13 protein-coding genes and 1 tRNA gene are annotated in these 14573 nt (G+C 62.5%); 4 read left to right on the top strand and 10 right to left on the bottom strand.

All coding sequences use genetic code 11. The features are described from left to right. From dmpE to K2U94_RS06230, 4 genes are all read right to left on the bottom strand, one after another. Window positions 1–792 (bottom strand): 2-oxopent-4-enoate hydratase, encoded by a 792-nt coding sequence (gene dmpE, locus K2U94_RS06245; protein ID WP_243066380.1) that lies wholly within the window; start codon window positions 790–792, stop codon window positions 1–3. Then, window positions 773–2230 carry a 2-hydroxymuconic semialdehyde dehydrogenase gene (locus tag K2U94_RS06240; RefSeq protein WP_243066379.1) on the bottom strand — a complete coding sequence of 486 codons (1458 nt, stop codon included), beginning with the start codon at window positions 2228–2230 and terminating at the stop codon, window positions 773–775. The genes dmpE and K2U94_RS06240 overlap by 20 nt, the downstream gene beginning before the upstream one ends. Window positions 2231–2341: 111 nt before the next feature. Further along, entirely contained in the window at window positions 2342–3271 is a 930-nt protein-coding gene (locus K2U94_RS06235; RefSeq protein WP_243066378.1) for a catechol 2,3-dioxygenase, read from the bottom strand. Between the two features lie 10 nt (window positions 3272–3281). Beyond that, window positions 3282–3665: a 2Fe-2S iron-sulfur cluster binding domain-containing protein gene (locus K2U94_RS06230; RefSeq protein ID WP_243066377.1), complete on the bottom strand. Its 384-nt coding sequence runs from the start codon at window positions 3663–3665 to the stop codon at window positions 3282–3284. 187 nt (window positions 3666–3852) lie between these two features. On the opposite strand from K2U94_RS06230, the gene K2U94_RS06225 reads away from it, so the two are divergent. Then, on the top strand, window positions 3853–4752 hold the full coding sequence (locus K2U94_RS06225; protein ID WP_243066376.1) for a LysR family transcriptional regulator: 900 nt from the start codon (window positions 3853–3855) through the stop codon (window positions 4750–4752). Between the two features lie 42 nt (window positions 4753–4794). Here the strand turns inward: K2U94_RS06225 and dmpG are convergent, their stop codons facing one another. The 5 genes from dmpG to K2U94_RS06200 form a co-directional block, all read right to left on the bottom strand. Then, window positions 4795–5850, bottom strand: coding sequence for a 4-hydroxy-2-oxovalerate aldolase (dmpG, locus tag K2U94_RS06220; protein ID WP_243068814.1), 1056 nt, complete (start codon window positions 5848–5850; stop codon window positions 4795–4797). Beyond that, the gene (locus K2U94_RS06215; protein WP_243066375.1) at window positions 5850–6764 is read right to left on the bottom strand and encodes an acetaldehyde dehydrogenase (acetylating); all 915 of its coding nucleotides are present in this window, start codon (window positions 6762–6764) and stop codon (window positions 5850–5852) included. The genes dmpG and K2U94_RS06215 overlap by 1 nt, the downstream gene beginning before the upstream one ends. A 208-nt stretch (window positions 6765–6972) precedes the next feature. Then, entirely contained in the window at window positions 6973–7845 is an 873-nt protein-coding gene (locus K2U94_RS06210) for a transporter family protein (RefSeq protein WP_243066374.1), read from the bottom strand. 262 nt (window positions 7846–8107) lie between these two features. Beyond that, window positions 8108–9184 carry an aromatic ring-hydroxylating oxygenase subunit alpha gene (locus tag K2U94_RS06205; protein WP_243066373.1) on the bottom strand — a complete coding sequence of 359 codons (1077 nt, stop codon included), beginning with the start codon at window positions 9182–9184 and terminating at the stop codon, window positions 8108–8110. Window positions 9185–9252: 68 nt separating this feature from the next. Then, window positions 9253–10233 carry a PDR/VanB family oxidoreductase gene (locus K2U94_RS06200; RefSeq protein WP_243066372.1) on the bottom strand — a complete coding sequence of 327 codons (981 nt, stop codon included), beginning with the start codon at window positions 10231–10233 and terminating at the stop codon, window positions 9253–9255. Window positions 10234–10760: 527 nt separating this feature from the next. Here K2U94_RS06200 and K2U94_RS06195 point away from each other — a divergent pair. Then, window positions 10761–12503: a sigma-54-dependent Fis family transcriptional regulator gene (locus tag K2U94_RS06195; protein WP_243066371.1), complete on the top strand. Its 1743-nt coding sequence runs from the start codon at window positions 10761–10763 to the stop codon at window positions 12501–12503. Between the two features lie 281 nt (window positions 12504–12784). On the opposite strand, the gene K2U94_RS06190 is transcribed toward K2U94_RS06195, so the two are convergent. Then, a tRNA-Thr gene (locus tag K2U94_RS06190) sits at window positions 12785–12859 on the bottom strand. Window positions 12860–13016: 157 nt separating this feature from the next. Between K2U94_RS06190 and K2U94_RS06185 the strand changes: the two genes are divergently transcribed. Both K2U94_RS06185 and murA read left to right on the top strand, forming a co-directional pair. Further along, window positions 13017–13220 carry a hypothetical protein gene (locus tag K2U94_RS06185; RefSeq protein ID WP_243066370.1) on the top strand — a complete coding sequence of 68 codons (204 nt, stop codon included), beginning with the start codon at window positions 13017–13019 and terminating at the stop codon, window positions 13218–13220. A 44-nt stretch (window positions 13221–13264) separates the two neighbouring features. After that, a complete protein-coding gene (murA, locus tag K2U94_RS06180; protein ID WP_243066369.1) occupies window positions 13265–14560 on the top strand; it encodes a UDP-N-acetylglucosamine 1-carboxyvinyltransferase in 1296 nt (431 codons plus the stop codon). Window positions 14561–14573: the final 13 nt, after the last annotated feature.

Here is a 14573-nt window from a genome sequence, read left to right as displayed (position 1 = left end):
TCACGTGAAACGGACCGAGCACTCGCCCAGGCCCCCGATGGAAACGCGCAAATGATCGCCAGCGGAAACGGAAACAAGCGTCGCCAGCGAGCCGGACAGGATGACCTCGCCCGCCAGCAGCGGAATGCCCAAACGGCCAAGTGTATTGGCGAGCCAGGCGACCGCGCTGGCCGGATGGCCGAGGGCCGCGGCGCCGGCGCCGGTCGCGGCCACATCGCCGTTCCTTTCAAGGACCATCCCGCACAATTCGAGATCGACCTTTTTCGGATCGCGCGCCGTTCCGCCAAGCGCGAACACCCCACAGGAGGCGTTGTCCGCGACGGTGTCGACAATCCCGATCTTCCAGTCGTCGATGCGGCTGTCGACGATCTCGAAACACGGCATGACGCATTCGGTCGCGGCGATGACGTCAGCCATTGTCACGCCTGGCCCGCGCAGATCGCGCTTCAGCATGAAGGCGATTTCGCCTTCGGCCTTGGGCTGGATCAGCCGGCTCATCGGAATCGTCTCGCCCTCGTTATAGATCATGTCGGAGAGCAGAAGACCGAAATCCGGCTGATCGACCTTGAGGAGGTTCTGAACCGCCGCCGAGGTCGCGCCGACTTTCTTGCCTACGACTTTCTGGCCGGCGGCGATGCGATGCGACAGCATACGTTCCTGAATGCGATAGGCGTGTTCGATCGTCAGGCCGTGGCCGCGCCCCGAAAGCGGCGCAATGGTTCGGCGCGCCACGAGCGCCTGGTGCAGTTCGTCGCCGAGCGCCGCGATGAGATCAGAGTTTGACACAGACATTTTTCAGCTCGGTGTAGAATTCGAGAGAATGGACCCCGCCCTCGCGGCCGATTCCGGAATTTTTCATGCCGCCGAAGGCCGTGCGCAGATCGCGCAGGAACCAGGAATTGACCCAGACGACGCCGGCCTCGACTTCCGCCGCGACGCGGTGCGCGCGGGCGAGATCGCGCGTCCAGATGGCGCTGGAGAGGCCGTATTGCGTGGCGTTGGCGCGTTCAATCGCCTCTTCCTCCGTGTCGAAAGGCGATATGTGGCAGCACGGGCCAAAGATTTCGTCGTTCCAGACTGAGGCCGTGTCGGGCAGGCCGGTCCAGATGGTCGGCTGGACCCAGGCGCCCTTGTTCAGCTCTCCCGGCATTTCCAGCGCGCGCCCGCCGATCACGACATTGGCGCCCTCTTCGACCGCCTTGCGGTAATAGGACAGAACCTTTTCACGATGTTCCAGGGAAATCAGCGGGCCCATGGCCGCCCCGGGGTCGTCCGGCGGGCCGATCTTCAGCTTGCCGACCGCGTCCTTCAGGGCGGCGACAAAAGTATCGAAGAACGGGCGCTCGACGAGGACGCGCTCCGTGCCCAGGCAGACCTGGCCGGTGTTCAGGAAGCACGACCGCATCGTTCCTTCGACCGCCTTGTCGAGATCGGCGTCGGCGAAAATGATCGCGGTGTTCTTGCCGCCCATTTCCAGCGAGACCGGACGGGCGCCGTCCGCCGCGGCCTTCATGATCGCCGCGCCGGTGCGCGTTTCGCCGGTGAAGGTGATGGCGGAAATTCCCGGGTGGGTGGTGACGAATTCGCCCGCTGAACCCGGACCGAAGCCGTGCACCACATTGTAGACGCCCGCCGGAATGCCGACCGTGTTCATCGCCTCGCCAAGCAAGGCGGCGGTTTGCGGCGTTTCTTCCGACGGCTTCACGACGACGGCGTCGCCGCAGGCCAGTGCGGGGCCGACCTTCCAGGTCATCAACAGCAGCGGCGCGTTCCACGGACAGACGACGCCGACGACGCCGACGGGACGGCGCAGCGCATAATTGATCGCGCCGGCGCCGTCCGGCGTCGCCATTTCGAAGAACTCGCTCGGGACATTTTTGACGACGTCGGCGAAAATCTTGAAATTGGCGGCGCCACGCGCGCACATGTGACGCGCGGTGGCGAGCGGCATGCCGGTATCCGAACTTTCCGCGGCGACGAAATCATCGAAGCGCCGCGTCATTTCATCGGCGAGCGCATAGAGCAGATCGACACGATCTTCGAGCTTGAGTTTTTTCCATGGCCCTTTCACGGCGCGCCGACCGGCCGCGACCGCCCGGTCCACATCCGCGCGGCCGGCTTCGGCGACCTCGCCGATCACGCGATTGTCCAATGGGGAGCGCTTCGCGAAGGTTTTCCCTTCGGCGCCATCGACGAATGCGCCGTCGATGAAATTCCTGATCTGCAGCATTGACGGAAAGCTTTGCTCTACGGGAAACAAGAAGGATGGCGTCCGGCGCATGAGCGCCGGACGCTTTCGCACAAAGCCCGGATCCGTGGGAGGCGAATTCCGGGAGCGAAATCAGCTGAAAACCGTGAGGAAGGATTCGTGCAGCTTACGCTGCGCATAATCGAGGCCTTCCGGCAGATGTTGGATCGGCCAGGTCAGCGGATGCATGTCGGGATAGGAGATATAGCCGCCGGCGAAAGTCTCGAAGCGGTTGCCGGAACGGTCGAAGGCGTAGATCGTCGCGCCGCGCGTGATGCCGTGGCGGGTCGGACCGATATCGACGGGCACGTCGTTCATCGACATGATGTCGGCCGCGCGCAGCACCTTTTCCCAAGTCTCGATCCAATAGGAGACATGGTGCAGCTTGCCGTTTTCCGGCGCGCGCACGAAGGCGATGTCATGGGTTTTGTTGGAGCAGGACAGCCAAACCGCGATCTGGGTCTTGCCGTCTTCGGCAATGACGTCTTCGGTCAGATAGAAGCCCAGCACATTGACGAAAATGTCGCGCGCGCCGTCGAGATCGATCCCGCCCAGCAAGGCGTGATCCATCCGGGTCGGGGCGATGCCTGTTTCCGCCTGTTTGTTCCAGGGCGCCGGATTGCTGTAGCCGAGGCCGTTGCCGACATCCTTTTTCTCGGCAAAAAGTTCGATCATATGACCGTTCGGAATCTCGAAGCTTACGCGCTCGCCGGTGTTGAGCATCTCGCCCGCCGGGATTCTATTGGTAGCGACGCCATAGGCGTTGAGATCCTTTTCGAGCTTGTCGAGCGTCGCCAGGCTGTCGACCTTGAAGGCGAAAAGATCGATGCCGGCGCGATCGGCCTGACGCAGGACGAGGCTATGGTGATCGCGTTCGTCCCAGGCCTTGAAATAAACCCGGCCGTAAGAGTCGCGCCCCATTTCGACGAGACCAAGCACGTCGCGATAGAACTTGACGTCCTCTTCGAGATTCAGCGCGCGCAACTGCGCGTGTCCAGGCCGCAAAACGCCGTTGATAGCCATTGTTCACTCCCTATTGTTGATGTTCCGTCTTGGCTGGCGACGGCCGTTCAAGCGCTTTGCGCATCTTGCCAAGAACCCGCAAGATCATGTTCTCCGTCGGCGCGATGCAGCAGGCGAGCACGCGGCCCGCGTCAAGATCATCGTCGGAGACATATTCGCGGCTCATCGGCCGGCATTGCCGCCACGATCCTTGTAGGATCTCGATCTTGCAGACCGAGCAGCCGCCGCTGCGGCAGCCCACGGGGACGCCACGCTTGCCGAGGCGGCGCATGCTTTCAAGAATGCTGTGACGCGAATCGTTGAGAAATGTTTCGCCCGTCTCGGCAATCGTCACCGACACGGACGCGCTGCCGTTTGCGGCGTCGCGGGCGCCGCGCTCCCCGTTCGTCTCCATCCTTCCCCTCGGCCATTTTGGCATTCGTTAGGTTGGAGGATGGACCATTCCCGCGCTGAAAAAAAATACTTTTCCAGTCGCAACACGATACCCAAATCGTATGACTGGCGGATTTGCGGGAGGCCTCTTGCCAAGGTCCACCATTTGCGCTCCGTTGCCTTCAAGAAAAACGCTGCGGGAGGAAAGGATGGAATTACGCCATCTGCGCTATTTCTGCGCGGTCGCAAAAGAGCTGAATATCGGAAGGGCCGCGGCGACGCTCAACATTTCGCAACCGCCGCTCACCCGCCAGATCCAGCAGCTCGAAGACGACCTCGGCGCGCAATTGTTCAAGCGTTCGGTCAAAGGGATGGAGCTCACCGACGCCGGCCGCACGTTCTATGCTGAGGCGAAGAATATCCTGGCGCTCGTCGAACTCGCTTCCGAACGCGCGCGCCGCGCCGCGCAAGGTCTCATTGGCCGCCTCGACGTCGGCATTTTCGGTTCAGGGATGTTCGATGTCGTCCCACGCGTTCTGCTGCGCTTCCGTCAGTCCTTTCCCGACGTGAATATCGTGCTGCACACGCTGGACAAATTGGAGCAGGTCGAGGCGCTGCGCGAACGGCGGATCACGATCGGGTTCAACCGCGTCGTGCCGAAATATCCCGGCGTAGCGTCACAGGTGGTCATGTGGGAGCGGCTGATGGTCGGGCTCCACGAATCCAATCCGCTGGCGGGCCGCAAGGCCTTGGCCCTGCGCGAGCTGGCGGATCAGTCCTTCGTGCTGTTTCCGAGCGTCGCCAGGCCGAATTTCAGCGATTTCATCGTCAATCAATGCCAGAAGCACGGCTTTACGCCGCGGGTCGAACAGATCGTCGGCGACGCTGTCACAGGCGTGGCGCTGGTCGCGTCCGGCTTCGGCACCTGCATCGTGCCGGAATCGGTCTTGGCTTTTCAGGCTTCCGGGGTTGTCTTTCTGCCGCTTGAGGAATCGCCGCCGCTCATGCTGGACGTCAGCTGTCTTTATCGCGAATACGACGATTCCGTCATTCTGCGCGAACTCCTGCAGATCATCGCGGAATTCCGGGAGGGCTCCGCGACGAAGTGAGGGCGCCGGGACGAAGTGAGCGCCCCGGCGCCCTCGCGCGCCTCACGCGGCGTTCTTCGACGCCGCGCCGCGCTCTTTCGCCATGGTCAAGGCGGTGTCCTCGATCATGTCCTCCTGGCCGCCAATCATCTTCTTGCGTCCAAGCTCGACCAGAATGTCGCGCGCGGGAACCCCGGTGCGCTCCGCCGCCCGCTTGGCGTGCAGCAGGAAGGTCGAATAGACGCCGGCGAACCCGAGCGTGAGAGAATCGCGATCGATCCGCACCTGATGATCCATCATCGGGACGACGATATCCTCGGCCACATCCATCAACCGGAAAAGATCGCATCCCGTCTCGATCCCCATTCGGTCGCAGACGGCGACGAAAACTTCCAGCGGCGTGTTGCCGGCGCCCGCGCCGAGTCCCGCGGAGGAAACGTCGATCCGCGTCGCGCCCATTTCGACGGCGGCGAGCGAATTGGCGATCCCCATGCCGAGATTATGATGACCATGGAAGCCGATTTCGGTCTCGGGCTTCAGCGCGTCGCGCAGCCGGGCGATGCGCGCGCGCACGTCTTCGGGCAGCATGTAGCCGGCGGAATCCGTGACATAGACGATATTGGCGCCATAGGATTCCATCAAAAGGCCCTGCTCGACGATGCCCTCCGGCGTGTTGAGGTGCGACATCATCAGGAAGCCGGCGGTGTCCATCCCGAGCTTGCGGCCAAAGGCGATATGCTGGCGCGCCGTGTCGGCCTCGGTGCAATGGGTGGCGCAATGGACCGCCCGCGCGCCGCAATCATAAGCTGATTGCAATTCCTGCATCGTGCCGAGGCCGGGAATGAGCAGCACCGACACTTTGGCCTGTTTCAGCTTCGGCGCGACCGCGGAAATATAGTCTTCATTGCTGTGCGGCGCGCGGCCGTGCTGCAACGAATTTCCGCCAAGGCCCGCGCCATGCGTGACCTGAAGGAGCGGCACGCCCGCGGCGTCGAGCCCGGTCGCGACCGCCGCCATCTGCGCGACGCTGATCTGCTCGCGCTTGGCGTGCATGCCGTCGCGCAAAGTCATGTCGTGAACGACGATCTTGCGTCCCTTGAGGGAATTTTCGTGGCTCATCATGCGGCCCTCTTCGGTTCGAGACGGATCTTGCCGGAGAGGATTTCCTCGGCGAACATTTCGGCGGTGCGGGTCGCGGCCGCAGTCATGATGTCGAGATTGCCGGCGTATTTCGGCAGATAATCGCCAAGGCCCGCGACCTCCATGAACACCGCAACGCGATGGCCGTCATAGATCGGGCCGTTCACCAGGCGATAGCCCGGGACATATTTCTGCACTTCGCCGATCATGGCGAGAATGGAGTCCGTCAGCTCCGCCTGTTTCGGCGCTTCGTCCGTGAGGCAATAGATGGTGTTGCGCATGATCATCGGCGGCTCGGCCGGATTGATGATGGCGATCGCCTTGCCCTTGCGCGCGCCGCCGATGCGTTCGATGGCGCCCGAGGTCGTGTAGGTGAATTCGTCGAGATTGGCGCGCGTGCCTGGGCCCACGGATTTCGACGACAGGCTGGCGATGATCTCGGCATATTCGACGGCCTGAACGCGCGAAACGGCGTTGACGATCGGAATGGTTGCCTGTCCGGCGCAGGAGATCATGTTGACGTTCATTTCGAGCTTGGCGGCGTGCTCCGCCAGATTGACCGGCGGCACGCACAAAGGCCCGATCGCGGCCGGCGTCAGATCGATCATCAGCACGCCCAGCTCGTTGAGCTTGCGGCTGTTTTCCGCATGGACATAGGCGCTGGTGGCGTCGAAGGCGATCTGCACGCCATCTTCGGCGACATGAGGCAGCAGGCCGTCGACGCCCTCGGCGGTCGTCTTCAGTCCGAGATCGCGCGCGCGCGCGAGACCCTCCGAAGCGGGGTCGACGCCGACCATCCACACCGGTTCAAGCACCGAGCTGCGACGCAATTTATAGATCAGATCGGTCCCGATATTGCCGGAGCCGATCAGCGCGCATTTGACTTTGTTCATGACGCCCGTACCTCGAAACGTTTCCTCGATCCGCACCAGAGGAGCGAGCGGCGAAATTATTGAAACGGCGGACAGCCATCCAATACCGTTTGACGAACCTTTCGATACCTGCCGGGTATTTCGGAATTCTGGAGGTCCATTCGCCGTCGCCAGGGCGCCCAAACGGAGAACGGCGCGGATGGAGCCGCGCCGTTCTCGTTCAATCGATTCAATATTTGGCGACAACCGGGGCCGGCGGCGCGGCGACCCAAAGCGGGATGGTGATATTGGCCCATCCCCGGGTATCGTAGCCGCCGTAATTTTGCTCCATGACGTCGCGCGTCAATTTGAACTGGAAGTTCAGGACACCGAAATTGTAGCCGACAAGGCCGCCGAGCGCGATCTGGCTCTGCTTCGCATAGCCGGGAACCGGCGCGTCGAGGTCCGCCGAACCGAAGCCGACGAAACCGACCTCGAATTTGCCGAATGTCTTCGTCGCCGTGAGGTCGAGGTTGAACCAGTTGGGAGCATAGGAACCGGGCTCACTGTAGATGTCGCCGGACCGGCCAGTGCCGTAAATCGCTGTCGCCGAAAGATCCCAGCCGTCCTTCAGATAGCTCAGCGCGCCAAGGGCCTGGAACATGGCGAAATCGCGCGGAATGCCAAGTATGCTTAGTTCGTCTTTCACCGGCAGATAAACGCCGGTCTGAAAGCCGCCGAAAAAGCCGTTGCCGAGATTCCATTTAAACTGAACGTCGACGATCGGATTGGCGAAACCGCCCCGGTTCAGGACGTTGTGGACATTGACATTGGCCATCGGCGAGGCTGCGTCGAGCACGATATGGGCGCCGAGAATTGTCCAGGGCGTCGACCAGATGAGCCATGCCGGGACGATCGCGCCGACATTCTGCCCGGGATTCGCGTCGCGGTAGCCATAGTTCGGGAGCTGGACGATATAGACGCCTTCCGGCGGCGCCGCGCCGAGCGGAATGCCGGTCGTAATGCCGGGCTGGATACCCGAATTCGCGAAGGACGCCGTCGTCGCCGCGCAAAGCGAAAGGCAACCGCACGCCATCGCCGCCAAGCTTTTCTTCAAAGACATTCTCCCCCTCCAGAATTTGATATTTGGGCGCCTCGATCGGCATTTGCCGTGAGTGTCGGACCGGCGCGATGGCCGCCGCGGCGCTATGTGCGATGGGTAACAAAGGCGTCGCGGTGTTTTTGGGTTGCAGCGCCCAAATTAGGTCGCCCAAGCAATTGCCTAGAGCTGTTGTGAATTTGTCACATCGGTCGTGCGCCGCGGCATGGCCGAGCGGGGCGCGCGGCCCCGCTCGGGAGCGCCGCACGTCGCGCAACGCCAAGGCTCAGTCCGCGTTTTCCTCCGCGATCAGCTTCTTCACGATTCGCCGGACCTTGACGGGGGCCGCGTCGCTGGAAATGAGCACCGGATTGAGGCTCAGAAAATCGCTGGTCTCCATCGCCTGACCGGCCGCCTCGATCAGCGGAAAATCCTCGTTGACGAAGGCGTCGTGCATCGCCTTGATTTTGAAGGCGTTGAATTCGGCGTCATGTTCGAGATGGTTGCGTCGGGTCGCAAACCAGTAATGAGTCGCGGTTTCGGTTTCCGGCGTCGTGACATGCAAGTCGTATTGTCCCACGCAATGATCGAGACCGAGCGGGACGTCATCCTGCGTCGCGCCAATCGTGAGCTGGATATTGGCCGGCCGCGACCAGTTGACCTCGACGAAATGCCGCGCTTCGACGTCCGGCTCGGGCAGAAAATTGGCGAGAATGCCGATCGGCGGCGTCTGTTTCCATTCCCAGCGCGCGCCAATTGTGTCGTCGCCCTCTTTCAATTGCGGAATGAGAGGCGAAAGCTGGCCGCGCGTCGTGATGATCTCGCCATGCACATGGTCGACGTGACTCAGGTCCATCACATTGTCGATGATCATTTCGTAATGGGCTTTCAGATACATGTAGGTGTAGCCGACGCCTGTGGGCGGACCGGCTTCAAGCGGGCCGTAGTCCAACAGCAGAGAATGGTCGGGCTCCTCGTCCGCCAACCAGATCCAGATGAAACCGTGTTTTTCCACCAGCGGAAAAGAGCGAACCTGCGCCGCCCTGGGAATGGCGCCCGTCCCGTGCGGGCTGCGCGTGCATTTGCCCGCAGCGTTGAATTCCAGCGCATGATAGGGGCAGACGATGTCGTCGCCGTTGCGCTTGCCGGCGCTCAGTTGCACGAAGCGATGCGGGCAACGGTCGTGCAGCGCGACAGGCGCGCCATCCTGCTTGCGGTACAGCAGCACGGGGATATCGAGAAGCCGGCGGTGAAACAAGGCCTCCGGCCCCACGTCGGCGGAAAGCGCCGCCACGTACCAGGCGCGCTTCATGAAGTGGCTTTTCGCCTTCGTCTGCGGCATGTCCTTCACATGGGTGTTCATCAATTCCTCCTCGTTTGAAACGGCGTTTTCGAACGCCTTTCGCGCATCGGACTCGTCGCGCCCGAATTCTAGAAATCCAGCACCAGCTCCTCAGTCAGCGCCCGCGAACAACAGGGCATGAAAAGGGTGTTGGCCTCGCGCTCGGCCTTGGTCTGGAAATGATCGCGGTGGTCGGGCGCGCCCTTCAGCACAGGCAAGGCGCAAGTTCCGCAGACGCCCTGCTCGCAGCTCATCGGGAACTCGACTCCCGCGTCGATCATCGCCTCGGCCGCCGTCTTGCCCGCGGGCACGAAAACGCGCTTCCCGCTGCGCGCAAGCAGAATTGAAAAGGGCCTGTCGCCTTCGGTCGGCGCCGCAACGGCCGCGAAATATTCGTAATGCAGACGGCCTTCGCTCCACCCCGCCGACCGCGCCGCCGACAGCACGTAATCCATGAATCCATTCGGTCCGCACACATAGAGTCCGGCGCCGGCGGGCGCCCTCTCGAAGATCTCTCGCGCGTTGAAAATCTGGTCGGGCGCGCCGTCGTCGAAGTGAAGCCGAACGCTCGCCCCGTAAGGCGCGCGCCGAAGGCGGTCGAGAAAAGCGGCGCGCGACGGGGAACGTGCGCAAAAATGAAACTCGAAGCCGCGGCCTTCCGCGCGCAATTGCTCGGCCATCGCGAGGAGGGGCGTGACGCCGACGCCGCCAGCGACAAGCAGCGCATGAGGCTCGTCGTGGAGCGGGAAATAATTGCGCGGCGGACGAATGCGCAGACGCGCGCCCAGATGCAAATCGGCGTGGGCGCACAGGGACCCGCCCCGGCCGCTCGCCTCTCGCAGAATGGCGATTTCATAAGCCGCGCCCTGCCCCGGCGCGTTGCAGAGCGAATAGCAGCGCTGCATTCCGTTCGGCAACTCGATTTCGATATGGGCCCCGGCGGAAAATGGCGGCAAATCCCGTCCCGACGCTTCCTTAAAAACGAAATGAGCGATGTCCTGCGCCGCCGCATGACGCTCGGCCACTTCGACAAAAAGCCAAGCCTCCGGCGCGCCACCGACACGTTCCATCCGATCCTCCCGATTTCGCGTCTTTGTGCGCGATCATTCTGTTTCGCGACTTCCGCTCACCGCGAGCGGGTCAATGCGATTTTGTATTGTCGAAGCAAGATAAGATGTTCATATGAATAAAAAAGTACTTTTTACATATAAACGCGATACCTTTGCGCTATTATGCGTATTTTTTCATAGAAAAACCCTTCGAAAGCGAAGTCCGCCTTCGAATTACGTATTGCCTGGGACGTAAAATACGTTTAGCCTTCCGCCAATAGCAGTGCCGGACGCGACAGAGAACGCCATCGACGCTTGCGCCGACCGCGAACCCCCGCCTCCAAATGACTCGATCGCTCATAGCCTCCCTGCGTCGCCGGGCGGTTTAAGACGCATTCTTGTTTCTCGAGCGCCGCCGCGCGCCGGATTGGAAGCGCAAACGTCGTGCCAGGAGAGAAAACAGCGAAATCGCAATGAAATCAGGCTCGACTCTCGGCCACGCGAAAATTATCAATTCATAAAAAGAAGAAATCCGGGGAGGTTGTGCGTTGCACAATGCTGAAAAGAACAATTCCTGGCGTCCCGCGCGCACGGCTTCGGCTGTTCAGCAACTCCGTCGCCTTTTGCGGTTCCGGCAGGACGAAGGCCAGATCTGGCTGGGCGAGCATCGCATGGTTTTGCTGCACGCCGAGCATTTGCGCGGGCTGCGCGCCGAATTGATCGCGACGCTTGGCTCCAGGCGCACGCAAGGCATTCTGTTCCGTATGGGTTTCGCCTCGGGAAGGTCCGACGCCGCCCTCGTCCGCAGCTTGCTGCCGGAGGCGGATATCGAGACGCTGCTTCATCTCGGACCGGAAATGCACGGGCTGCAGGGCGTCGTCGTCGGCAGCGTCGACAAGATCGAATTCGACGTCGCGAAGGGGCATTTTTTCTGCGACGGCTCCTGGCGAAAGAGTTGGGAAAGCGAAAGCCAGCTCGAACAATTCGGCGAGACGTTCGAAAGCGCCTGCTTCAGCCAGACGGGTTATGCATCCGGCTACGCCACGGCGCTGCTTGGCGAGCTGATCGTCTTCAAGGAAATCGCCTGCATGAGCTGCGGCGCGCCGGTCTGCCGCATCGTCGGACGGCCCGCGGCGGCCTGGGGGGAAGACGACCCCTTCGTAAAACTGCTGGAGCCGCACAATGTCGGCGCGGAACTGATCGAGCTTCGCGAACAGGTCGCGGAGCTTTCGAAGCAGTTGAATGTCCGGCGCGAGCAAGGCGAATTGATCGGGGCCTCGAAAAAATTCTGCGACACGCTTCGGCTCCTGGCCAAGGCCGCGCCTTCGACCGTCACCATTCTGCTCACGGGGGAAACGGGCGTCGGCAAAGAGGCTTTCGCGCGCTGGGTTCACACCAACAGCAGCCGCGCCAAAGGTCCGTTTGTCGCGGTCAATTGCGGCGCGATTCCTGAAGAGCTTCTTGAATCGGAATTGTTTGGCGCCGAGGCCGGCGCCTATACGGGGTCGAAAACCGCCAGGCCTGGCCGGTTCGAGCGCGCCGACGGCGGCACGATTCTGCTCGACGAATTGGGCGAATTGTCTCCAGCCGCCCAGGTCAAGCTGCTTCGCGTCCTGCAGACCGGCGAAGTCGAAAGGCTCGGCGGCGTCAAGACTCGCCTCGTGGACGTCAGAATCATCGCGGCGACCAACGCGAATCTTCAGGAGGCCGTCGCCGAACGCCGCTTCCGTTCGGACCTCTTCTATCGGCTGAACACTTTTCCGGTCCATGTCGCGCCGTTGCGCGAGCGGCGCGCGGACATCCTGCCGCTGGTCGATTTCTTCCTGGCCAAGGCGCAGGCGAAACACGGAAAATCGGTTTCGGGCCTGTCCGACATGGCCGCCAATTCGCTTGTCGGCCATGACTGGCCAGGCAATGTGCGCGAACTTGAAAACCTGATCGAACGCGGCGTTCTCCTCGCGCCGGAGGGAGGAGAGATCGGCGTCGAACATCTTGGCCTGACGCCGGCGACCTCGCATCGCGACGCCATATTCGATCAGGATGGCCTTCTATGCGAGGCCGCGGCGTCCGATGGAGATTGCGTCGACATCGCTTTAACGCAAATGAAAAGCCTGGATGCGCTGGAGAAAACCCTGATCGAGAGATCCCTGACGAAATCCCGAGGCAATGTCGCCGCAGCGGCGCGAATGCTTGGCCTTTCCCGCGCGCAGCTCGATTATCGCATCAAGGCGAACGGGATTTGCATCGCGCGAGAATCGCAGACCGCCGGCAAAGCCCGATCGAAAAATTGAACGGAGCGCCGCGATCGGCGATATCCGGCGCTGCGTGATTCCAATCTTTAACCATTCCTGTGGCCGCAGCACGACGTTCAGCCCCGCGTATGCGGGGAACACCGCCCATCGCGGTATTGATGCCCTCGATCCTTGCCCGCCATGATGACGCCCTTTCATGCTGCGTCTCAACGCTTATTTTGGACGGGAAACCGTTCCGAGCTTTGTAACGCCGTTTGTGACGCCGAAGCGAGCGCAAACGACCGCATATCTTGGGCTTTTACAGATTTCAATCGTGTAGCTGGTGCTGCGAGAGAGGATTGAACTCTCGACCTCTCCCTTACCAAGGGAGTGCTCTACCACTGAGCTACCGCAGCTGATTTGCATGCCGGCGCGACCGCCCGACCAAGCGGGCGGTTTCTGCCATAGCCCAACCGCCATGGCAAGCGCCAGATTGCGGCCGGGAGCGCATTTTGTCGCAAATCCGTCGAGAAGGCTTGTTCGCCGCGCCGTTCGCGCTTAGAACCGCCCGACATGCAGGACAAGTCCACGGAACGGGAAGACAAGGCTGGGTCCGGGAGCGCGCCGCAAGAGGCTCCTCCCGCGCCTTCCTCGGCCAAGCTCGCGGAAAAGCAGCGGCTTGCCGAGGCCTTGCGCGCGAATCTGCGGCGGCGCAAGGAGCAGACCCGCCAGCGCAGGACCGGCGCCAATGATGACGCCGGGTCGCGCGACTCATAGACCAGGGACCAAAGCCGGCTTTCGCCGCGCCACAGCGAGGAGCAATGGATCGCATCAGAATCGTCGGCGGCAATCCGCTGAATGGCGTCATTCCGATTTCCGGGGCCAAGAATGCGGCGCTGCCGCTGATGATCGCCTCGCTGCTGACGGATCGCACGGTCACGCTCGAAAATCTGCCGCGCCTGGCCGACGTGAGCCTGCTCGTCCGCATCCTGTCGAACCATGGCGTCGATTATTCCATCGACGGCCGCCGACACGGCGAGGACCCGGACTCCGGCCAGACGGTCCATATGACGGCGCGCGAGATCGTGGACACCACCGCGCCCTACGAGCTGGTGTCGCGCATGCGCGCGAGTTTCTGGGTGCTGGCGCCGTTGCTTGCGCGCTGCGGCCAGGCGCGGGTGTCGCTCCCCGGCGGCTGCGCCATCGGCACCCGCCCGGTCGATCTCCTGCTGATGGCGATGGAGCGCCTTGGCGCCGAAATCGACATCGACGCCGGCTATGTCGTCGCCAGGGCGCCCGGCGGCCTGCGCGGCGCCGAAATCGTCTTTCCGAAGGTCACGGTCGGCGGCACCCATATCGCCCTGATGGCCGCTTCCCTCGCCCGGGGAACGACGGTCATCCATAACGCGGCGCGCGAGCCGGAAGTTGGCGATCTCGCCGACCTGCTGGTGAAAATGGGCGCCAAGGTCAAGGGCGCCGGCTCCCCGGTCATCGAGGTGGAAGGCGTGGCCCGGCTCGGCGGCGCCAAGCATCGCGTGCTGCCGGACCGCATCGAGGCCGGCACTTACGCCATGGCGACCGCCATGACCGGCGGCGACGTCTTGCTCGAGGGCGCCCGCGCCGAGCATCTCCAGGCCGCGCTCGACGCCCTGATCGAGGCGGGCGCCCATGTCGAGGACACGCCCCAGGGTTTGCGCGTTTCGCGCAACGGCAATGGGTTGCAGGCGGTCGATATCGCGACCGCGCCATTCCCGGGCTTCCCGACCGACCTTCAGGCGCAGTTCATGGCTCTGATGACCCACGCCAGCGGCGTCTCGCGCATCACCGAAACGATTTTCGAAAACCGATTCATGCATGTGCAGGAACTGGCGCGCCTGGGCGCGCATATCCGGCTCGAAGGCGATACGGCGATCGTCGAGGGCGTGCCGGCGCTGAAGGGGGCGCCGGTGATGGCGACCGATCTGCGCGCCTCGGTCTCGCTGGTCATCGCGGCCCTGGCCGCCGAGGGCGAGAGCATGATCCAGCGCGTCTATCATCTCGACCGCGGCTTTGAGGCGCTGGAGCGCAAATTGAGCCGCTGCGGCGCCGACATCACCCGCATTTCCTCGGGCGGCTGACGCCCGCCGCGAG

Source organism: Candidatus Rhodoblastus alkanivorans, from assembly GCF_022760755.1.
Classification (GTDB): domain Bacteria; phylum Pseudomonadota; class Alphaproteobacteria; order Rhizobiales; family Beijerinckiaceae; genus Rhodoblastus; species Rhodoblastus alkanivorans.
This window is presented reverse-complemented; position numbering and strand designations above follow the sequence as displayed.